General features: G+C 73.5%; 20 protein-coding genes. 10 read left to right on the forward strand and 10 right to left on the reverse strand.

Annotated elements, in window-relative coordinates:
- Positions 1-403 precede the first annotated feature (403 nt).
- From rpmH to H7344_RS04385, 8 genes are all read left to right on the forward strand, one after another.
- Entirely contained in the window at positions 404-541 is a 138-nt protein-coding gene (rpmH, locus tag H7344_RS04350; protein WP_011758123.1) for a 50S ribosomal protein L34, read from the forward strand.
- Positions 542-579: 38 nt separating this feature from the next.
- On the forward strand, positions 580-942 hold the full coding sequence (gene rnpA / locus H7344_RS04355; RefSeq protein ID WP_186344787.1) for a ribonuclease P protein component: 363 nt from the start codon (positions 580-582) through the stop codon (positions 940-942).
- Positions 943-955: 13 nt separating this feature from the next.
- Positions 956-1,210 carry a membrane protein insertion efficiency factor YidD gene (yidD, locus tag H7344_RS04360; protein ID WP_186344788.1) on the forward strand — a complete coding sequence of 85 codons (255 nt, stop codon included), beginning with the start codon at positions 956-958 and terminating at the stop codon, positions 1,208-1,210.
- 37 nt (positions 1,211-1,247) lie between these two features.
- Entirely contained in the window at positions 1,248-2,216 is a 969-nt protein-coding gene (gene yidC / locus H7344_RS04365; protein ID WP_186345042.1) for a membrane protein insertase YidC, read from the forward strand.
- Complete coding sequence (locus H7344_RS04370; RefSeq protein WP_186344789.1) at positions 2,213-2,761, forward strand: Jag family protein; 549 nt, start codon at positions 2,213-2,215, stop codon at positions 2,759-2,761. The genes yidC and H7344_RS04370 overlap by 4 nt, the downstream gene beginning before the upstream one ends.
- 13 nt (positions 2,762-2,774) lie before the next feature.
- On the forward strand, positions 2,775-3,521 hold the full coding sequence (gene rsmG / locus H7344_RS04375; protein WP_186344790.1) for a 16S rRNA (guanine(527)-N(7))-methyltransferase RsmG: 747 nt from the start codon (positions 2,775-2,777) through the stop codon (positions 3,519-3,521).
- 102 nt (positions 3,522-3,623) lie between these two features.
- Positions 3,624-4,631 (forward strand): ParA family protein, encoded by a 1,008-nt coding sequence (locus H7344_RS04380; protein ID WP_373286517.1) that lies wholly within the window; start codon positions 3,624-3,626, stop codon positions 4,629-4,631.
- Positions 4,628-5,662: a ParB/RepB/Spo0J family partition protein gene (locus H7344_RS04385; protein ID WP_186344791.1), complete on the forward strand. Its 1,035-nt coding sequence runs from the start codon at positions 4,628-4,630 to the stop codon at positions 5,660-5,662. The genes H7344_RS04380 and H7344_RS04385 overlap by 4 nt, the downstream gene beginning before the upstream one ends.
- Before the next feature lie 251 nt (positions 5,663-5,913).
- On the opposite strand, the gene H7344_RS04390 is transcribed toward H7344_RS04385, so the two are convergent.
- Together H7344_RS04390 and H7344_RS04395 are read right to left on the reverse strand one after the other, a co-directional pair.
- Positions 5,914-6,681: a lysophospholipid acyltransferase family protein gene (locus H7344_RS04390; protein WP_186344792.1), complete on the reverse strand. Its 768-nt coding sequence runs from the start codon at positions 6,679-6,681 to the stop codon at positions 5,914-5,916.
- 53 nt (positions 6,682-6,734) lie between these two features.
- A complete protein-coding gene (locus H7344_RS04395) occupies positions 6,735-7,949 on the reverse strand; it encodes a pyridoxal phosphate-dependent aminotransferase (RefSeq protein ID WP_186344793.1) in 1,215 nt (404 codons plus the stop codon).
- Positions 7,950-8,001: 52 nt separating this feature from the next.
- On the opposite strand from H7344_RS04395, the gene H7344_RS04400 reads away from it, so the two are divergent.
- Entirely contained in the window at positions 8,002-8,658 is a 657-nt protein-coding gene (locus H7344_RS04400; RefSeq protein WP_186344794.1) for a GNAT family N-acetyltransferase, read from the forward strand.
- Positions 8,659-8,681: 23 nt separating this feature from the next.
- Here H7344_RS04400 and trxA read toward each other — a convergent pair whose 3' ends face one another.
- The 7 genes from trxA to H7344_RS04435 all read right to left on the reverse strand — a co-directional run bounded on the left by trxA (position 8,682) and on the right by H7344_RS04435 (position 17,820).
- Complete coding sequence (gene trxA, locus H7344_RS04405) at positions 8,682-9,011, reverse strand: thioredoxin (RefSeq protein WP_300960076.1); 330 nt, start codon at positions 9,009-9,011, stop codon at positions 8,682-8,684.
- 97 nt (positions 9,012-9,108) lie between these two features.
- The gene (gene trxB, locus H7344_RS04410) at positions 9,109-10,125 is read right to left on the reverse strand and encodes a thioredoxin-disulfide reductase (protein ID WP_186344795.1); all 1,017 of its coding nucleotides are present in this window, start codon (positions 10,123-10,125) and stop codon (positions 9,109-9,111) included.
- A 136-nt stretch (positions 10,126-10,261) separates the two neighbouring features.
- Positions 10,262-11,107 carry a hypothetical protein gene (locus tag H7344_RS04415; protein ID WP_186344796.1) on the reverse strand — a complete coding sequence of 282 codons (846 nt, stop codon included), beginning with the start codon at positions 11,105-11,107 and terminating at the stop codon, positions 10,262-10,264.
- Positions 11,104-11,838: an RNA polymerase sigma factor SigM gene (gene sigM / locus H7344_RS04420; RefSeq protein ID WP_186344797.1), complete on the reverse strand. Its 735-nt coding sequence runs from the start codon at positions 11,836-11,838 to the stop codon at positions 11,104-11,106. The genes H7344_RS04415 and sigM overlap by 4 nt, the downstream gene beginning before the upstream one ends.
- The gene (locus H7344_RS04425) at positions 11,835-13,751 is read right to left on the reverse strand and encodes a hypothetical protein (RefSeq protein WP_186344798.1); all 1,917 of its coding nucleotides are present in this window, start codon (positions 13,749-13,751) and stop codon (positions 11,835-11,837) included. The genes sigM and H7344_RS04425 overlap by 4 nt, the downstream gene beginning before the upstream one ends.
- A 74-nt stretch (positions 13,752-13,825) precedes the next feature.
- Positions 13,826-15,559 carry a murein biosynthesis integral membrane protein MurJ gene (gene murJ / locus H7344_RS04430; RefSeq protein ID WP_186344799.1) on the reverse strand — a complete coding sequence of 578 codons (1,734 nt, stop codon included), beginning with the start codon at positions 15,557-15,559 and terminating at the stop codon, positions 13,826-13,828.
- Positions 15,556-17,820: a DUF6049 family protein gene (locus tag H7344_RS04435; protein ID WP_186344800.1), complete on the reverse strand. Its 2,265-nt coding sequence runs from the start codon at positions 17,818-17,820 to the stop codon at positions 15,556-15,558. Before H7344_RS04435 ends, murJ begins: the two co-directional genes overlap by 4 nt.
- A gap of 44 nt (positions 17,821-17,864) precedes the next feature.
- On the opposite strand from H7344_RS04435, the gene H7344_RS04440 reads away from it, so the two are divergent.
- The gene (locus H7344_RS04440; RefSeq protein ID WP_186344801.1) at positions 17,865-19,310 is read left to right on the forward strand and encodes a CCA tRNA nucleotidyltransferase; all 1,446 of its coding nucleotides are present in this window, start codon (positions 17,865-17,867) and stop codon (positions 19,308-19,310) included.
- Between the two features lie 43 nt (positions 19,311-19,353).
- On the opposite strand, the gene H7344_RS04445 is transcribed toward H7344_RS04440, so the two are convergent.
- Positions 19,354-20,364 (reverse strand): hypothetical protein, encoded by a 1,011-nt coding sequence (locus H7344_RS04445; protein ID WP_186344802.1) that lies wholly within the window; start codon positions 20,362-20,364, stop codon positions 19,354-19,356.
- Between the last annotated feature and the right edge of the window lie 33 nt (positions 20,365-20,397).

Raw genomic sequence — 20,397 nt, forward strand, 5'->3', positions numbered from 1 at the left:
GGAATCGGTGTCTTCCCAGGTCAGACGCCTGTTGAAAACCGCGGTGACCCAGGTCACCGGGTCGGTCGGCGGGCGTCTGCGGGAGGCCGGAGGGGTATCTCGATGGCTCCGAACCTAACCCCGGCATCGCGCCACCGGCAAGCCGTCATCCACAGGCCCGTAGGCTGGCCCCGGCGGGGCGCCCTGAGCGCTCTCCGTCGGTTTGACCCTGGGATTCGGCTGCGCGTACCGTTGGCCGGTCGCCCGGTGTCGACCGGTGCCGCACGTCCACGGGAGGTCAGCCTCGCGTGGGTGGGCGGTGCCAGCCGAAAAAGCAGTCGTGGGGCGTGTTCGCACGGATCCATGACGGCACTGCCGATCCCGCCGGGGTCGATGTCCCGAACCACCACCGAAGGAAGAGCTCGTGAGCAAGCGTACGTACCAGCCGAACAACCGTCGCCGCCACAAGGTGCACGGCTTCCGCCTGCGCATGCGCACCCGTGCCGGCCGCGCCATCCTCTCCTCGCGTCGCCGCAAGGGCCGCAAGAGCCTGGCCGTCTGACGGCTGCCGTCGCGCCGCCGCCCAGCTCCGACCCCGCTGTGCTCCCACCGGCGCACCGGTTGGTCGACGCGGACTCGTTCCGTGTCGCCGCCCGTGCCGGGGAGCGAGCGGGGTCGCGCACGCTGGTGGTCCACCTGTGGACCCCTGGTGAGGGCAGCGACGACCCACCCCGCGTGGGCTTCGTCGTGAGCAAGGCGGTCGGCGACGCCGTCACCCGCAACCGCGTGAAGCGCCGTCTGCGACACCTCGCCCGGGAGCACGTTCCGTCGCTCCCGGGCTCTGCTGTGCTCGTGGTCCGGGCGCTGCCCGCGGCGGCCGGCGCGTCGTACGACGCCCTGGGCGCCGACCTGGGTCATGCGCTACGTCGCGTGCTCGCCCGCACGACCGCGGTGCCGGCGTGACGACGGCGCTCGCATGAAGTACGTGCTGATCGCGCTGCTGCGCGCCTACCGGGCGCTCATCAGTCCGCTCTACGGCCAGGTCTGCCGCTACCACCCCTCCTGCTCGGCGTACGCGCTCGAGTCGGTGACGGTCCACGGCAGCCTGCGCGGCACGTGGCTGGCGGTGCGACGCCTGTCGCGCTGCCACCCGTGGGCGCCCGGCGGCTACGACCCCGTTCCACCCCGCACCAGCGCGGGCCCTTCTCCCTCACCGACGCAAGGAGCCTGACCCCGTGGACTTCTTCACCTCCATCGGCAGCTTCATCATGACGCCGCTCTACTACGTGATCTCGGTGGTCATGGTGGGGTTCCACAAGGCCTTCGAGGCGGTGGGCCTCGACCCCGCGGGCGGCGCGTCGTGGGTGCTCTCGATCGTGGGCCTCACCCTGGTGATCCGTGCGGCGCTGATCCCGCTGTTCGTCAAGCAGATCAAGTCCAGCCGCAACATGCAGCTCATCCAGCCCAAGGTCAAGGAGCTGCAGAAGAAGTACGGCCACGACCGGGAACGTCTCGCGCAGGAGACGATGAAGCTCTACAAGGACGCGGGCACCAACCCGTTCGCGTCCTGCCTGCCGATCCTGCTGCAGATGCCGATCTTCTTCGCGCTGTTCCGGCTGATCGACCAGGCCTCGCACGGGAACCCGCGCGGCGTGCTGACCGAGGAGCAGGCCGAGCAGTTCGGTGGTGCGGAGCTGTTCGGCCAGATCCCGATCGCGAACACGTTCCTCAACGCGGACGGCCACGTCGGCGTGATGCTCCTCGCCGCGGTCCTGGTCGTGGCGATGACCGCGACCACGTTCCTCACCCAGCGACAGCTGATGAGCAAGAACATGCCGGCCGACGCGCTGAGCGGCCCGTACGCCCAGCAGCAGAAGATGCTGCTCTACGTCCTGCCGGTCGTCTTCGCCGTCGGCGGCATCGCGTTCCCGATCGGTGTCCTCTTCTACTGGACGACCTCGAACCTGTGGACCATGGGCCAGCAGTTCTACGTCATCCGGAACAACCCCGCGCCCGGCACGCCGGCGTTCGCCGCGAAGCAGGACCGGGACCGGGCGAAGGCTGCCCGCAAGGGCGAGCCGATCGAGGCGACCGCGGTCGAGACCGCGCCGGAGACACCGGCCGAGCGGCGGCCGACGCAGCGGCAGCAGCCGCGCAAGCAGACCCGACAGCAACGCAAGTCCGGCGGCGGGCAGCGCCCGTCCGGCGGCAGGACCGAAGGTGGGAAGCAGAAGTGAGCCACGAGACCAGCGAGCAGACCGACGTCGCGCAGGACGCCCCGGCGGTCGATGAGCCGGCCTCTGCTGGCGACCCCCGCCCCTCCCGGGTGGAGCAGCTCGAGGCCGAGGGCGACATCGCCGCGGACTACCTCGAGGAGCTGCTGGACATCGCGGACCTCGACGGCGACCTGGACATCGACGTCGAGGGCGACCGCGCGGTCGTCTCCGTCGTCGGCGCCGAGCTCTCCCAGCTGGTCGGCCGGGACGGCGAGGTGCTGGACGCGCTCCAGGAGCTGACCCGACTCGCGGTCTACCGCGAGACCGGCGAGCGCTCCCGCCTGATGCTCGACATCTCCGGGTACCGCGCGCAGAAGCGCGAGCAGCTCGTCGCGCTGGCCGCCGAGACGGTGGCCCGCGTGAAGGAGTCCGGAGCCGCGGTCTCGCTCGACCCGATGTCGCCGTTCGAGCGCAAGGTGGTCCACGACGCGGTCGCGGCCGCCGGCCTGGTCTCGGAGTCCGAGGGCGTCGAGCCCCGGCGCCACGTCGTCGTGCTGCCGGAGTGATCCGCTCGCCGCGATGACCGACGACGTTTCACGTGAAACTGAGACACCCTCCGTGCCCGGCGAGGCGCGGAGGGTGTTCCCGTCCGACCGGTTGCCACTGGCGGAGCGGTACGCCGAGCTTCTCGGGACCGAGGGCGTGGTCCGTGGGCTGATCGGCCCGCGCGAGGCGCCCCGGCTGTGGACGCGGCACGTCCTCAACTGTGCCGTCCTCGGTGAGTGGGTCCCGGAAGGCTCCACGGTCGCCGACATCGGGTCCGGGGCTGGCCTGCCCGGCATCGTGCTGGCGATCGCCCGGCCCGACCTGGCCATGACCCTGGTCGAGCCACTGCTGCGGCGCACGACCTTCCTCGGCGAGGTCGTGGACGAGCTCGGCCTGGACCACGTCGAGGTGGTCCGGGGCCGCGCCGACGCGTTGCACGGCGAGCGGCGCTACGACGTGGTGACGTCGCGGGCAGTGGCTCCCCTGGGACGGCTGCTCGAGTGGTCGATGCCGCTGGTGGACGCCCATGGCGCGCTCGTGGCGATGAAGGGGTCCTCCGTCGCTGCGGAGATCGAGGAGGCTGCGCCGGTGCTCGAGCGGTTTGGCTGCGCGACCCCCGAGGTGCGCGAGCTCGGGGTGGACGTGCTGGAGGAGACGACCGGCGCTGTGCGGGTTTCGTGGGCCGATCCGGCGTCGGTATCGTGGCCGCGCACCACGGGCGCGGCGCCTCGCGCGACGTCGAGCCGGCGGCGCTCGGGATCCTCGCGCAAGCGTCGCTGACCGGGTTCGCGGAGCGGCCTCCCCAAAGTTATCCACCGCTCGGAGGGGTGCCCTGAGCGTGACTGTCCACAGAACGTCCGAACTTGTCCACAGGAGCCGTCCGTGCCGGACCCGAGCGATGTTTCACGTGAAACGACCGCGAACCGAGGTTTCACGGTTCGCACCGCGGCCGACCTGGCGGCGTACGGCACGGGGTTCGAGGACGACCAGACGCCGCTCGCGAAGGCTGCGCAGCACAGCATCCTGGCCCGCCAGGGTGCGCGCGCACGACCCGCCGTCCCCCGCCCCGGCGCAACCCGGGTGTTCGTGGTGGCGAACCAGAAGGGCGGCGTCGGCAAGACGACGTCCACGGTGAACGTCGCGGCCGCCCTGGCGCAGCTCGGTCAGCGCGTGCTCGTCATCGACCTCGACCCGCAGGGCAACGCGTCGACCGCGCTCGGCATCGACCACCGCCGCGGCACGCCGTCCACGTACGACGCGCTCGTCGACGGCGTACCCCTCGACGAGGTGATCGCGCCCAGCGAGGACCTGGAGAACCTCTTCGTGGTCCCAGCCACGATCGACCTCGCCGGCGCGGAGATCGAGCTGGTCAGCGTGGTGGCGCGCGAGGGGCGCCTGAAGAAGGCGATCACCGGCCACCCGCTCGTCGGCTCCGCGGAGGAGGCAGGCGAGGACCGGTTCGACTACGTCATCGTTGACTGCCCGCCGTCGCTCGGTCTGCTCACGCTCAACGCGCTGGTCGCGGGCGACGAGATGCTCATCCCGATCCAGGCCGAGTACTACGCGCTCGAGGGTCTCGGGCAGCTGCTCGAGACCGTCGAGATGGTCAAGGCGCACCTCAATCCCGGGCTCGACGTCTCCACGATCCTGATCACGATGTACGACGCCCGCACCCGGCTGGCGGCCGGTGTCGCGGAGGAGGTGCGTGAGCACTTCGGGCCGCAGGTGCTCCGGACCGCGATCCCCCGTTCCGTCCGGGTCTCCGAGGCGCCGTCGTACGGCCAGACGGTGATGACGTACGACCCCGGCTCCCCCGGTGCTCTGAGCTACCTCGAAGCAGCTCGGGAGATCGCGACCAAGCCACGGACGACCCAGGGAGCACCCGCGTGACGACCAAGCCTCCTGCTCGCCGTGGTCTGGGCCGTGGTCTCGGTTCGCTGATCCCCACCGGCCCGCCCTCTGCCGACGCCCCCGCGGGGAGCGGCGCGGAGGGCGCTGCACCTCTCGACCGCGATCACGCGGGTGCCGCGGTCGGTGCCGGTAGGCCCGAAGCGACCCGCGCCACCGCGACGGGCGTCGGCCCGGCCGGGGCGGAGCTCACCCCGGTCGAGGGTGCCTACTTCGCGGAGATCCCGGTCGGGCGGATCACGCCGAACCGCGTGCAGCCGCGACAGGTCTTCGACGAGGACGCGATGGCCGAGCTGGTCCACTCGATCCGCGAGGTCGGGCTGCTCCAGCCCGTGGTCGTGCGACGCACCGGGCCGGAGGCCTACGAGCTGGTCATGGGCGAACGCCGTTGGCGCGCTTCCCAGCAGGCGGGACTGGAGCGGATCCCGGCGATCGTCCGGGAGACCGAGGACACCGACATGCTCCGGGACGCCCTCCTGGAGAACCTCCACCGCTCGGAGCTCAACCCGCTCGAGGAGGCCGCGGCGTACGCGCAGCTGCTCGAGGACTTCGGGTGCACCCACGAGGAGCTGGCCCAGCGCATCGGCCGTTCGCGGCCGCAGATCAGCAACACGCTGCGCCTGATGCGGCTCAGCCCGGCGGTGCAGCGCCGCGTGGCTGCCGGCGTGCTCTCGGCGGGCCACGCCCGCTCGCTGCTGGCTGTCGATGACGCCGGGCTGCAGGATCGGCTGGCCTCCCGCGTGGTTGCCGAGGGCATCAGCGTCCGCGGGCTGGAGGAGATCGTTGCGGTCGGTGAGACCGGCGGCACCAAGCGCCAAAGTCGTGTTTCACGTGAAACGGGCGCCGACGTCGAAGACCTGGTCGAGCGGCTCTCCGATCGCCTGGAGACTCGCGTCAAGATCGACGTGGGCCGCACCAAGGGGAAGATCACCGTCGAGTTCGCCTCAGTAGACGACCTGAGGCGGATCGCGGACATCATGGACCCGCGGAACCGCCAGGACCGCGTCATCTGACGGTTCGTAGCCATTTGACGATAGATCGCTTTGTCGACAAAGCGATCTGGCGCTGTTTCCGGCCGGCCAACAACCGCACAGTTGCGTCGAAGTATCGGTGTGGGAGCGCTCCTCAGGGCGACACAGCGCGCAATTGCGGAGCCGACGACGCGGAGAACCCGCTCAGAATCGTTCCTGGAGAACTGATCGGGCCGCGAACGACCGGAAGCTGACCTGGAACGGCCGCAGGTCAGCGCCGGACCAGCCCTCAGTCAGCCCTGGGCGCGCTTGGCCGCACGCCGAGCGGCGCGCTCGCGCTTCTCCTCGGCGTCGAGGCGAAGGGCCTCCTCCGGCGTGGGCGCCGACCCGCCGTGGCGGGCGGGCAGCCACCAGCTGCCGGGGGGCTGCTCGTCGGCGGGGTAGCCGGCGATCGTCTCGTCCACCAGGGCCGACATCGCGGCGTGCAGCTGAGCGGTCTCGGCGACCGGGTCCTCACCGGTCGGGTGCAGCGGCTCGCCGACCCGGATCGCGATGGTCTTGCCCCGGGAGAAGTCCTTGGGGTGGTCCTTGGTCAGCATCCGCTGCGTCCCCCAGAGCGCGACGGGGATGAGCGGGACGGACGCCGCCGCGGCGATGCGGACCGCACCGGTCTTGATCTCCTTGACCTCGAAGGAGCGCGAGATCGTGGCCTCGGGGAAGATCCCGACGACCTCGCCGGCGCGCAGGTGGTCGACGGCCGAGTGGTACGACGCGAGCCCCTCGCCCCGGTCGACGGCGATGTGGTGCATCGAGCGCATGACCGGTCCGCCCACCGGGTGGTCGAAGATCTCCTTCTTCGCCATGAACCGCACCAGCCGCCCGGACGGGTTGGCGGCGAGGCCCCCGTAGATGAAGTCCAGGTAGCCCACGTGGTTGCACGCCAGCAACGCGCCCCCGCTCGTCGGCACGTGCTCCGTCCCGCTCATCTGGAACCGCTGACCGAGCAGGCGGAAGACCGTCTTCGCCGTCAGGATGATGGGCGGATAGGTGATGTCGCGCATGCGGTGAGCGTAGAGCCCGTGGCCAGCGGCCCGCCCGGCGGTGGGCAGGCCGCTCAGCGACGTACGGCGAGGAACTCCGCGATCCGGCCGATCGCCTCCTCCAGCACGTCGACCGCGGGGAGCGTGACGAGCCGGAAGTGGTCGGGTTCGGGCCAGTTGAAGCCGGTGCCGTGGGTGACCAGAAGCTTCTTGGCGCGGAGCAGGTCGATGACGAACTCCTCGTCGTCCTCGATCGGGTAGACCTCGGGGTCCAGGCGCGGGAAGCAGTAGAGCGCGCCGCGGGGCTTGACGCTGGAGACGCCGGGGATCTCGTTGAGCAGTCGGTGCGCGAGCATCGCCTGCTCGTAGTAGCGGCCGCCGGGGCCGATGAGCTCCTCGACGGACTGGTAGCCGCCGAGCGCGGTCTGGATCGCGTGCTGGGCCGGCACGTTGGCGCACATCCGCATGTTCGCGATGAGGGTGAGCCCCTCGATGAAGTCGGTCGCCAGCTCCTTGGGACCCGAGATCATCACCCAGCCGGCGCGGTAGCCGCAGACGCGGTAGGCCTTGGAGAGCCCGCTGAAGGTCAGGCAGAGCACGTCGTTGCCGGCGTACGTCGCCGCGTGGTGGTGCACGGCGTCCTCGAACAGGATCTTCTCGTAGATCTCGTCGGCCATCACGACCAGGTCGTGGCGGCGGGCGATGTCGACGAGCCCCTTGACGGTCTCCTCGCTGTAGACCGCGCCGGTGGGGTTGTTGGGGTTGATGATCACCAACGCGTGGGTGTTCTCGGTGATCTTCGACTCGATGTCGACGAGGTCGGGGTTCCAGTCGTCCTGCTCGTCGCACCGGTAGTGCACGGCCGTGCCGCCGGCGAGCGTGATCGCGCCGGTCCACAGCGGGTAGTCCGGCGCGGGCACGAGGATCTCGTTGCCGTCGTCGACGAAGGCCTGGAGCACCATCGAGATCAGCTCGGAGACGCCGTTGCCGATGAACACGTCGTCGACGCGGACGTCGCGCAGGCCCCGCGACTGGTAGTAGTTCATGACCGCGGTGCGCGCCTCGTAGATGCCGCGGGAGTCGGCGTACCCCTGGGAGTCCGGGAGGTGGTGCACGATGTCGGCCACGATGGCCTCGGGCGCCTCGAACCCGAACGGCGCGGTGTTGCCGATGTTGAGCTTCAGGATCCGGTGGCCCTCGCTCTCGAGGCGCTGTGCCTCGACCAGGATCGGACCACGGACGTCGTAGCGGACGTTGCGGAGCTTGCGGCTCTGGCGGATCTGGCGCACGGCGCCCATCCTCGCAGGCTCCCGCCTAGCATGGCCGGGAGGAGGTGCACAGGTGTCCCGCAAGGTCGTTCGGCTCACGCTCGACCACCTCGACGCGCTCACGGCGCCGTGCCGCTCCTGCCTGTTCTGGGAGCTGGACCCCGTGACCCGGCGGCGGGTCGAGGACCCGGTCGCGGAGAAGCGGGCCTGGCTCTCGGAGGTGCTGCGGGAGTGGGGTTCGTGCGGCCAGGTGGTGCTGATCGACGGCGAGCCGGTCGGGCACGCGGTCTACGTGCCGCCGGCGTACGCCCCGGGCGCGGCGGGCATCCCCACGGCGCCGGTGAGCCCGGACGCCGTGCTGCTGACGACGGCGTACGTCGATCCGGCGCACGTCGGCGGAGGGTTGGGGCGGATGCTCGTGCAGGGGATGGCCCGCGACCTCATCCATCGCGGGGGGATCCGCGCGGTGGAGGCGTTCGGCACCACCCTGCCGGGCGCGGTGGCGCCGTGCCTGGTGCCGGCCGGCTTCCTGGCCGGAGTCGGCTTCGGGACGCAGCGCGCGCACCCGACCAACCCGCGGATGCGGATGGAGCTGCGCTCGGCGCTGACCTGGCGCGACGAGGTCGAGGCGGCCGTGGAGCGGCTGCTCGGCGCGGTGCGACCGGCGCCGAAACCGGTGCGGCCCCCGACGCCGTCCCGGGGGACGGTGTCGAGGGCCGCGGAGCGCTGAGGCGCCAGCCGGGGTGCCAGGGCTCAGGCCGAGATGAACTCGGAGAGCTCGTTGAGCAGTGTCGCCTTGGGGCGGGCGCCGACGATGGTCTTCACGACCTCGCCACCCTGGTAGACGTTGATCGTCGGGATGCCGGTGACCCGGTAGGACGACGGCGTGACCGGGTTCTCGTCGACGTTCATCTTGAAGAAGGAGATCTTGTCGCCGTGCGCGCCGGCGATCTCGTCGAGGATCGGGGCGACCTGGCGGCACGGACCGCACCACTCGGCCCAGAAGTCCACGAGGACCGGCTTGTCGGACTTGAGGACCTGCGCCTCGAACTCGGCGTCGGTCACGGCTGCGATGTTGCCCACGTGAGGATCCTTCCCTGGAGGGTGTGCTGGGGTTGCTGCTGAGGAGTGAACACCGGCGCGCCGACGGTTGTTCCGGCCGGCGCGGACGGCGGGCCGGTCAGGCGCCGGCGGTCTGCACGGTCTCGGCAGCGACCTCGGCGTCGACGCGCGCCTGGGCCTCGGCCGGGGTCGAGGAGACGGTGTCGAGCGCGGCGAGGTAGCGCTCGGCGTCCAGCGCTGCGGCGCAGCCGGTGCCGGCGGCGGTGATCGCCTGCCGGTAGTGGTGGTCGACCAGGTCGCCTGCGGCGAAGACGCCCGGCAGGTTGGTGCCGGTCGAGGGGTGCTCGACGACGACGTACCCGTTGGGGTCGAGGTCCACCTGGCCCGTCAACAGCTCCGAGCGGGGGTCGTGGCCGATGGCGATGAACAGGCCGGTCGCGTCCATCCGCCGCGTCTCGCCGGTGACGGTGTCCTTGAGCGTGATGCCCTCGAGCCGATCGGCGCCGTGGATCTCCTCGACGACCGAGTTCCACTCGATCTCCAGCTTCGGGTCCGCGAACGCGCGGTCCTGCATGATCTTGGAGGCGCGCAGCTCGTCGCGGCGCACGATGAGGGAGACCTTGGAGCCGAAGCGGGTCAGGAACGTCGCCTCCTCGATGGCGGAGTCGCCGCCGCCGACCACGGCGATGTGCTGCTCGCGGAAGAAGAAGCCGTCGCAGGTCGCGCACCAGGAGACGCCGCGGCCGGAGAGCTCGTCCTCGCGGGGCAGCCCGAGCTTGCGGTAGCCCGATCCGGTCGCGAGGATCACCGCCCGCGCGGTGAAGGTGCCGGTGGCGGTCTTGACGACCTTCACGTCACCGGTCAGGTCGACCTCGACGACGTCGTCGGGGACCAGCTCGGCGCCGAACCGCTCGGCCTGGGCGCGCATCTCGTCCATGAGCGCGGGGCCCATGATGCCGTCGCGGAAGCCGGGGAAGTTCTCGACCTCAGTGGTGTTCATCAGGGCGCCGCCCGCCGTCACCGAGCCCTCGAAGACGAGGGGCTGCAGGCTGGCGCGTGCGGCGTACACCGCTGCGGTGTAGCCGGACGGGCCGGACCCGATGATGATGACCTGACGGGTTGCGGTGTCGGACATGAAGTCGACGTCTCCTCGCGGTGCGGTGGCTGCCGGCGTCGCTCCCGCCGGCCGGGACAGTCCTCGAGCGGCTCGAGGTGCTCCTGCGTCAACCGATCGTAGGCGAGGGTTGTTCCGCGCCACGGGTCAGTCGGGGTCAGCCGGCGGGCAGCGTCGTGGAGCGCAGGGTCTCGCCGGTGCCGCACTGGAGCAGGTCGGCCACCTGGCTGTCGCCCGCGGGAGCCCGGAAGACCAGCACGTGCGGCTCGTCGTCGTAGAGGACGGGCACCGCGACGCCCGCACCCCAGTCGGCGGGCGTGCACTCGAAGAACGCGAGGTCGGGCTTCGTGCCGCCCCGGTCGCCGCGGCCGCGGTTCCCCCGGTCCTCGGTGCCGCGGTCGCCGCTGCGCGACCCGTCGACGACGTCCCGGGCGCGGAGGGCGTCGGCGGCGAACCGCTCGGACCGCACCCGGACGGGGCGCCCCGGCGGGGTGACGAAGGCGTTGAGCTCGGCGGCCTCCGGCGCCGGAGCGCTGGCGGCGGCATCTCCCTCCGAGGGCGCGTCGCCGGGGTCGACGAGAGAGCCGTCGGCGCCGCCGTCCTCGGTGAGTGTCCGCCCGGCAGCGTCGCCGGCGTCCGCAGCGGCCTCGTCGTCGGCCGAGGTCGACCGCTCGGCCGCCTCCCGGTCCACGGACGCCGCGATCTCGTCGGCGTTGCTGCCGGCGTCGCTCCCGGCGCCGGGCAGGACCTGGCCGAGACCGAGCCCCACGACCGTGACCGCGGCAGCTGCGGCCAGCAGGCCGGCCGCCCGACGACGGCGGCGCACGGACAGCTCGTCGACGGAGGAGGGGAGGGGCTCGCCCTCGGCGAGCTGGGCGAGCACGCGGTCGAGGCGGGTCGCGACGTCGACGGGCAGGGGCTCGACGTGCCGGGCGTCGGCGAGCCGGCGGCGCACCTCCTCCTCCCGGGGGTCGGGCCGGGGCTCGGTGTCGGGACGGGTCATGGTGCACCTCCTCCGGTCGGTTCGTGGGGCTTCGGGACGGCGCTCGATCCTGTCAGGCCGGCCGGACCTGGGACGGGTGGGGGCGTCGTCGGGTTCCCTGCGGGTGTCCCGGGTCGCACCGGCCGCTCGAGCTCGAGCAGGTCCGCCAGCCGGGCCCGGCCGCGCGAGCACCGCGACTTCACGGTGCCGACGGCGCAGTCGAGCACGGCGGCCGCCTCCGCCACCGAGTAGCCCTCCATGTCGACCAGGACCAGCGCGGCCCGCTGCTCGAGAGGCAGCGTCGCCAGGGCCGCCAGCACCTCCCGCCGGCGCTCGCCGCGCACGCTGACCTCGGCCGGGTCCTCGGCGTCCGGACCCGCCGAGGAGCGCGAGCCGCGGTCGCCGTACTCCTCGAGGTCGTCGGGGAGGGTCTCGGTGCGCCGTACCCGGGCGGCGCGCAGCCGGTCGAGGCAGGCGTTGACGACGACCCGGTGCAGCCAGGTGGTGACGGCGGCGTCGCCGCGGAACGAGCCGGCCCGGCGGTACGCCGCCACGAGACCGTCCTGCAGGCCGTCGGCCGCGTCCTCGCGGTTGCCGGTGGTGCGCAGCGCGACCGCCCACAGCCGGTCGCGGTGGCGCGCGGCCAGCTCGCCGAACGCCGCGCGGTCGCCGGCGACGTGCGCGGCCAGCAGCTCGGCATCGGTCCGGTCGCCCTGGTCGGTGCGGTCGGTCGGGTCGGTCCGGCGGGTCACCCGCGCACCACGACCTCGCCGACCTCGCCGCGGTAGCCGCCCTCGACGGCGGGCAGCGAGGTCAGCCAGACGACGACGTACCGTCCGGTCACCGGCTCCTCCAGGGACACGCGGCCGCGCTCCTCGAGCGTGTCGCCGCCGGCGACGGCGAGGTCGCGGACCGCGGTCGGCTCGGTGTCGGAGACGTAGACCACCACCTCGGTCGGGGCGCCGACCAGCGTCAGCTCGACCTGGGCGACCTCCTGGGCGGAGCCGAGGTCGAGGACGATGCCGACGCCGGTCTTGAGGCCGGCCGGACCGAGCTGCTGCTTGTAGGTCGCCGTCCGCCAGGTGCTCGCGGGGTCCCCGTCGGCGGCCAGCGGCGCGAGCTCGGGGTTCTCCACGCCGTCGCCGCCCTGCGGGTCGAGGTCGGTGACGCCCTGCACCGCGACCGTCGAGAGCGGTGCGGCGGTCGGGCTGGCGCTCTCGGTCGGGTCCTCCGCCCCCGTGCCGAGCGGTCCGCGTCCACGGCCGAGGTTGACGGCGACCACGGTCGCGAGCAGCACGGCGGCGCAGATGCCCAGCACGATCGCGAGCCGCATCCAGCGTCGGCCCGGGACCTCGTCGAGGGTGCCGGTGTCCTCGACGGCGGGGAGCGCGGTGCCGGTGCCCCGGCCGTCGCCGGTGTCCCAGGGCCAGTACGTCCCGTCGCCGGGCGCGCCGCCGGCGCCGGGGACGTCGGCGAAGGCGTGCGGCCCGGCGTCGCCGTGGCTCACCCCCGGCCGCGGCCGGCGGGCCGGGGCGCCGTCGGTGGGGTCGGGCGCGAAGAGCGGCCGGCTCGGCGGCTCCTCGAACGGCGGCGGGGGCGGCACCGGCTCGGTGCGGCGCTCCAGCCACGACACGTCGTCGGTCGCGTCGTCGAAGATCGGCAGGCCGGCCTCGGTCGGCAGGTCCGCGCGCGCCGGTTCGGGCCCGGGGCCGGGGGCAGGCTCGGGCTCGGACGGACCGGGGGGCTCGACGAGCTCGGTCTCCGCGTCCGGCTCGGGCTCGGGGGCATCGGGCTCGGACCGGGCGTCGTGGGGCACCACGTCGGGCACGGGCGGCAGCACGATCGTCGAGGGGAGGTTCACCTGCGGCGTGGACGCGGCCAGCGCCTCGGGCACGCCGGCGGGGTCGCCGACGAACTCCTCGAGGTACGCCGCGACGCCCCGCGCCGTGGTCACGTCGAGCAGGTCGCGCCGGGCGGCGTAGGGATTGAGCAGCGCCTCGCAGAGCGCGTCGAGAGGTCGGGGCACCCCGGCGCGCACCTGGCGCGGCCGCAGGACGTGCCCGTGCTCCTGGGGCGCCGGCGCCACCGCGGACGGCGAGACGCCCGCCCACTTGCCGGTGAGCGCGGCGTACAGCAGGCCGGCGAGGTCGGTGACGTCGGTGGCCGCGCCGTCGGCGGGCAGGCCGTGCAGCGCCGCGTCGACGCAGAGGCCGATGACCCGCACGTGGCCGGTGCGCTCGACGAGGACGTTCTCGGGGACGAGGCGGCCGTGGGTCACGCCCGCCGCGTGGGACGTGGCGACGGCGTCGGCGACCTCGCCGACCAGCCAGGCGGCCTTGCGCGGGCTCAGCGGCCCGCTCGTGGCGAGGAGGATGTCGAGCGAGGTCCCCGAGCCCCACTCGTTGACGACGTAGCAGACGCCCTCGAGCCGCTCGGCGTCCAGCACGCGCAGCACCCGGCGGTCCAGCACGGTCGCCGAGCGCCGGGCGGCGTCGATCAGGCCGGGCGCGCGGTCGTCGCCGGCGTCGATGACGTGGAGGGCGACGTGCCGCTCCAGCACCCGGTCGTGGGCCCGCCAGAAGCGGCCGCCGCGGCTCTCCGAGAGCAGGTCGACGAGGCGGTAGCGGTCGGCGAGGACGTCTCCTGGGCGTGCGGTCTGTGGCACGGCCTCCTCATCCCCTTCGACCTCGAGCACCCGGGACGCCGACACCGCCCCCGGGTGCGGCCATCGTAGGACCGTCAGCGACTGCGGGGGAGCGGAAGCCGCCGGGTGAGCGTGGCGACCACCGAGGTGACCTCCGTCAGCCGCAGCGCCCGGGCCACCGCGAGGAACACCGCGACGTCGACGAGCACCACGACGAGCGCCCGCAGCACCGCCACGGCGTACGACGACTCGTCGCCCAGCACGTCCAGCAGCACCTTCGCCAGCCAGGCCGCCCCGGTCGAGACGCCGACCGTGATGGCCATCCGGACGGCGAACCGGACGAGGGCCGGCGTCTGCAGCCCGCCCAGCCGGCGCCGGAGCACGGCGTAGGACAGCAGGGCGCCGACGCCGTACGCCGCGGCGTACGCGAGCGCGAGGGCGGGCGCGGTGCCGGCGTCGTCGGTGGCGTGGACGAGGACCAGCGCGGCGAGCACGTTGGTGGCGCCGACGCCGCACTGGACGTAGAAGACGGTGCGCGTCTGCTCGAGGGCGTAGAAGCCGCGCAGCATCAGGTAGTGGACGGTGAAGAGCACCAGGCCGGGAGCGAACGCGGCGAGCGTGCCGATGTAGTTCTCGTAGGTCGCCGCCGCCGCGCCGAGGGAGATCACGCGCGCCAGCTCCGGCGCCAGGACCGGCAGCAGCGCGGCGAAGGGCAGCACGACGGCCAGCGCGGTGCGCAGCGTCGAGCTGAGCGAGCGCGCCAGGCCGCTGAGGTCGGCCTCGGCCGCGCGCCGCGAGAGCGTCGGGAGGATGGCGGTCGCCAGGGAGACCGTGATGACCGAGTGGGGGACCATCACGATGAGGAACGCCGCGGAGTAGACCGAGTAGCCGGTGGCGTCGGCGTCCCCGCTGGCCGTGCCCTGCGAGGCGAGACGGACGACGACGGTGTAGGCGACCTGGTTGACGATGACGAAGAGCACCGTCCACACGCCCAGGCGCAGGGTGTGGCCGAGACCGGTGCCGCGGAAGTCGAAGCGGGGGCGGAACCGGATGCCGGCCGCGCGCAGGTACGGCACCAGGATCAGCAGCTGGGCGACGATGCCGAGCGTCGAGCCGAGGCCGAGCACGAGCTCCTGGTCGCTGCTGTAGCCGGCGGTCAGCTCGGCGCCCTTCGCGGTGCCGTAGAGCAGGAGGTAGAGGCCGAGGAACAGCACCGAGATGACGTTGTTGGCGATCGGCGCCCACATCATCGGGCCGAAGCGGCCGCGGGCGTTGAGGATCTGCCCGACCAGCACGAACATGCCGTAGAAGAACACCTGCGGCAGGCACCAGCGGGCGAGGTCGACGACCGACTCCCGGGCGTCGGCGGGGACGGCGGGGTCGACGTACAGGTCCATCACCCAGGGCGCCGCGAGGACCAGCAGCACGGTGACGGCGCCGAGGAAGAGCGCCGCGAGCGTCACGACCCGGTTGGTGTACGCCTCGCCACGGTCGGCGTCGCTCTTGGTGGCCCGCACCAGCTGCGGGACGAGCACGGCGTTGAAGACGCCGCCCGCCAGCAGGATGTAGAGCATGTTCGGGATCGTGTTGGCGATGTTGAAGACGTCGGCGTGCAGCAGGTTGCCGAGCGCCGCGGCCAGCAGGAGCGTGCGGGCGTAGCCGCTGAAGCGGCTGACGATCGTGCCGGCCGCCATCACCGCGCTGCTGGAGAGGATCGAGTGCTGCTCGTCGTCGGCCCGGCTGGTCCGCCGGTCGGTGTGCTGGCCGGTGTGCTGGCCGGTGTGCTGGTCGGTCCCGGTGGTGGTCCGGTCGGGGGTCTCGTCCGTCATCCGGTCTCCTCCTCGCGGCGGGCGCGCCGGACGCTGCGGACCAGGCGCAGGGCGATCGTGCCGAAGAGCAGCACCGCGCCGGCGCCCATGGCCACCCAGATGATCCCGCTGGCCTGGATCGAGCGGATCGAGAGCTCCTGGGCCGAGCCGAGCGGGGTGTGGCTGTCCTCGGGGTCCTCGGTGTGGTCGGTCAGGACCAGCCGGACCCGGTGCACGCCGGGCTCCCGCGTGGTGGCGTCGAGCAGCACGGAGACCCGCTGCCCGGCGCCGACCTCGATGGTCTCGGGCCCCTCGATCGAGATCGCCCCGGGGTCCTCGGTGACGGCTTGGATGCTGACCTCGACCGGCTCGTCGAGGCCGTTGACGACCGTGGCACCGAAGCGGCCGTTGGCGCTCGACAGCGCCACGCCCGGGGGTGCCTCGATCGTGACGCTCCCGAGGCGCTCCTCGATCCATCGCTGCGAGGCGCGCAGGGAGAGGCGGGTGGCGGTGAGGCGGCCGCGGGAGGAGTACGACACCGCGCCGAGCGCCTCGTCGGCGACCTCGGCCGCGACCCCGGTGTTGTCGCGCAGCACGTGCTGGAGCACGTCGCCGGCGCTGATCAACGCCGCGGCCGTCTCGAAGGTCTCCGCGTCGACGCGGCGGGCCTCCTGCCGCTCGGGCAGGACCAGCTCGTTCGCCGCGACCACGGTGCCCTGCCGGTCGGCGGCCTCCGCGACGGTGCCCAGGTCGATCCAGTCCTCGGCGAGCCCGTCGAGGAAGCCGGTCGTCGAGGCGGGCGTCCAGCCGCTGGGCAGCTGCACCACCAGCGGCGTGCGGCCGGGCTGGAGCAGCCGCACCGCCGCCTCTGCGAGCATCCGCTGGCGCAGCGCGACCGCCGCGAGCGGGTCGTCCGGGCCCGGGCCGCCCGAGGCCGCGCCGGAGGAGGTGACGACCAGGCGGCGACCGGCGACGGTGGCCACGCCGGGCGGGTCCTCGGGAAACATCCGGTCGGTGACGAGCAGCGTGTCATCGGGGTCGGTGGCCGGCAGCGCCGCCGGGTCGAGGTATCCGGTGGGCGAGCCGAGTCCCGGGCTGGTGCCGACCTCCCACGGGTCGGTGGCCTCCACGCTGCGCGCCCGGGCGCGGACCAGCAGGTCGGCGTCGGCGGCGGCCGCGCCGGCCACGTCGAGGTCGCCGTACGGCAGCGCGAGCACCTCGTCGCCCGCCATGGCGGAGCTGAGTCGGCCGAGCCAGGCCGAGGCGACCTCGGCCGCCTCCGCCTCCTCGGGGCTTGGCTCGTGCTCGTCGCCGGACGTCCGACCGCCCTGGCCGTCCTCGTCGTCCTGGTCGCCGTCGTCCTGGTCGCCGTCGTCCTGGTCGTCCTGGCCCTCCGGACCGGCGGACCCGCCGGCGCCGGGGGAGAATCCGACGTCGGGCTCGCCCGACGGCGCGATCGGGCGGCCGTCGACCGTGGGGGCCAGGGAGCGCGGCGGGTTGCCGTCGGCGAGGTCGCGCACCGCGTCGACCAGGGCCGGGTCGACCAGCCAGGTGACCGGCTGGTCGCCGGCAGAGGCGCCGAGGTCGACCAGCGAGCGGAGCGACCCGTCCGGGCTGAGGGTGCGTGCCCAGCCCTCGACGTCGGCCAGCGAGCCGTCGTCCTCCCGGGCCAGCGAGCGGCGCAGCGGGATGACGACCGCGGCGGGGACCTCGCCGCGCGTGCTGGGAGGGACGAGCGGCAGGAACGTGCGGGCGCGGCCGTCGGCGCCGTCGATGCGGCCCGCCGGCGACTCCCCCAGGGCGTGGACGCCGAACCAGTAGACGCCGGCGGCGCTCACCGCGATGCGGTTGCGGGGCAGGCTCAGCTGGAACGGCGCGGACTCCCCGGGCTCCAGCGCGTCGACCTCGTCGCTGACCTCCACGACGCGGCCGCCGACCTCGATGTCGGCCGGGACCTCCGCGGCCTCGGCCAGCTGGGCGGCCGTCGTCATCGGGGTGGAGCCGACGAAGGGGTAGAGGCGGATGGCCGACCAGGTCTCGGTGCTGGTGTTGGTGACCTCGCCGGAGATCCGGACCGGGCCGCGCCGCGGGATCGCGCCGGGCGTGAGCGAGGTGATCGTCACCGCCAGCGGGGCGTCGTCGTCCGCCGCGAGGGCCGCAGCGGCGGCGGACGCTGCCGGCGCCGGCGGCGCGGTCGCGAGGCCCCCGGGGACCGCTGCCGCGGCGGCCAGCGCGAGGGCCGCAGCCGCCAGGGCAGGCCGCAGCGACCGGGGGCGAAGCATGCGGACGACACTATCCGTGTCGATCGGACCTAGAATCGTCCCCCGTGCCCGACGCTCCCCTTCCTCCCCTGCAGCTCACCGACGTCCAGCGCTCGGTGGCCGAGGAGCTGGACCGGATCGCGCCGGTGATCGACGAGCTGGGCCGGCGCTTCGCCGACGCCGGTCACGAGCTGTCGCTGGTCGGCGGCCCGGTCCGGGACGCGATGCTGGGGCGCCACCACAACGACCTCGACCTCACCACCTCGGCGCGACCCGAGCAGACCGAGCGCCTGCTCAAGGGCTGGGCGGACGCGATCTGGGACATGGGCCGCGCGTTCGGCACCATCGGTTGCCGCCGGGGCGACTGGCAGGTCGAGATCACGACGTACCGCTCGGAGGCCTACGACCCCGCCTCCCGCAAGCCCGACGTCGACTTCGGCGACAGCCTCGACGGCGACCTCGGCCGGCGCGACTTCACCGTCAACGCGATGGCGGTACGACTCCCGGGGCGGCAGGTCGAGGACCCGTACGGCGGCGTGGTCGACCTCGCGCACCGGGTGCTGCGGACCCCGGGCCGGCCCGAGGACTCCTTCTCCGACGACCCGCTGCGGATGATGCGCGCGGCGCGGTTCGCCGCGCAGCTGGGGTTCAGCGTCGACGACGGCGTCCGCGCGGCGATGACGGCGATGGCCGAGCGGATCTCGATCATCTCCGCGGAGCGGGTCCGCGACGAGCTGGTCAAGCTCGTGTGCGCGCCGTACCCGCGCCTCGGGCTCACCCTGCTCGTCGACACCGGCCTCGCGGCCCTCGTGCTGCCCGAGCTGCCGGCGCTCCAGCTCGAGCGCGACGAGCACCACCGGCACAAGGACGTCTACGAGCACACCCTCACCGTGCTCGAGCAGGCCATCGACCTCGAGCACCGGCTCGGCGGCGAGCCGGACTTCGTCTCCCGCTTCGCCGCGCTCATGCACGACGTCGGCAAGCCGCGCACCCGGCGGTTCGTCGACGACGGCACCGTCACCTTCCACCACCACGACGTGGTCGGCGCGAAGATCACCCGCAAGCGGATGCAGGCGCTGCGGTTCTCCAACGACGAGATCGACGCGGTCGGCAAGCTCGTCGAGCTGCACCTGCGCTTCCACGGCTACGGGTCGGGGGAATGGACCGACTCCGCGGTGCGCCGCTACGTCCGCGACGCCGGCGACCAGCTCGAGCGGCTGCACATCCTCACCCGGGCCGACTGCACCACGCGCAACCAGCGCAAGGCGGCCCGGCTCGCGCGCACCTACGACGAGCTCGAGGAGCGGATCGCCCTGCTCTCGGAGCAGGAGGAGCTCGCCTCGATCCGCCCCGACCTCGACGGCAACCAGATCATGGAGATCCTCGGCATCGGCCCCGGCCGCGAGGTCGGTCAGGCCTACCAGCACCTGCTCGAGCTGAGGATGGACCACGGCCCGCTCGGCGAGGAGCGCGCCCGCGAGGAGCTGCTCGCCTGGTGGGCGGCCCGGTAGCGGTCAGGTCTGCCAGGTCGCCCAGGTCGTCCAGGACGCGGGGTCAGCGACGCACCGTCGGGCCGGCCGGACCGCTGCGGTCCACCGGCAGCAGCGCGCCCGGAGGCACGCCGGGCAGCGGCTCGCAGTCGCCGCTCGGCAGCGAGCAGCCGATCAGCACGTCGGTCTGACCGTCGAGCGCCCCACCGACCGCGGTCTCGTCGTCGAGCCACGAGTCGAGCTCGTAGACGCCGCCGCCGGGCACGCGGGTCGCGACCGGGTCGCCGCCGCCCTCGGGCACGAGCCGGACCGGGTCGCCGGTCGGCGGGTCGACGATCGTCCAGGTGCCGGCCGGGTTGGTCAGCGCCGCCTCGGGCCGCAGCTCGGCGAACCAGTCGGCGTCGTAGGCCTCCGAGGCCGACCCGGCGGCCGTGGTCGCGTCGCCCGTCGCGAGGTCGTAGGCGAGCACGGCGTCCGGCCCGACGACGTACGCCGTGGTGTCGGTGAGGCCGAGGACGGCCGGCTCCTCGGCGTCCTCGTACAGGTCGGCCAGGTCGTCGCTGCCGGGGTCGCCCATCCCCTCGGCGCTGCGGACGACCTCCTCGCCCTCGACGGTGTCGACGACCACGACCGTGCCGACCGGCGTGCCGTACTCGTCCTGCTCGCCGGTGGCGGGGTCGACGAAGGCCAGGTAGCGCCCGTCCGGTGAGGTCCGCAGCGTCGCGGGATCGACCTGGGCGCCGGTCTCCTCGACCGTGCCGTCCGGGGTCGCGAGCAGCAGCCGGCCGGTCGAGCCGTCGTCGTCGGCGGGGACGACGTACGCGCCGGGACCGGCGACGACGTACGCCGCGATGTCCTGCTCGGTCTCGATGGTCGAGCCGTCCGGGAGGTGGACGGTGCCGTCGGCGGCCCACACGAGCCCGGAGGTGTCGAGCGGGTCCGCGGCGGCCGACCAGGTGGTGCCCGCGTCGCCCCCACCGATCCCGCTGGCGCTGTCATCGCCGCAGGCGCCGAGGAGCAGCACGAGCACGGCGGCGCCGGCCGCGGCGGCCGGGCGGGACGGGGGGTTCGGCACAGGAGGTCCTTCCGGGGGCCGGGGGCGGTCGGG

It is taken from the genome of Nocardioides deserti, assembly GCF_014266025.1.
In the GTDB taxonomy this organism is placed as follows: Bacteria; Actinomycetota; Actinomycetes; order Propionibacteriales; family Nocardioidaceae; genus Nocardioides; species Nocardioides deserti.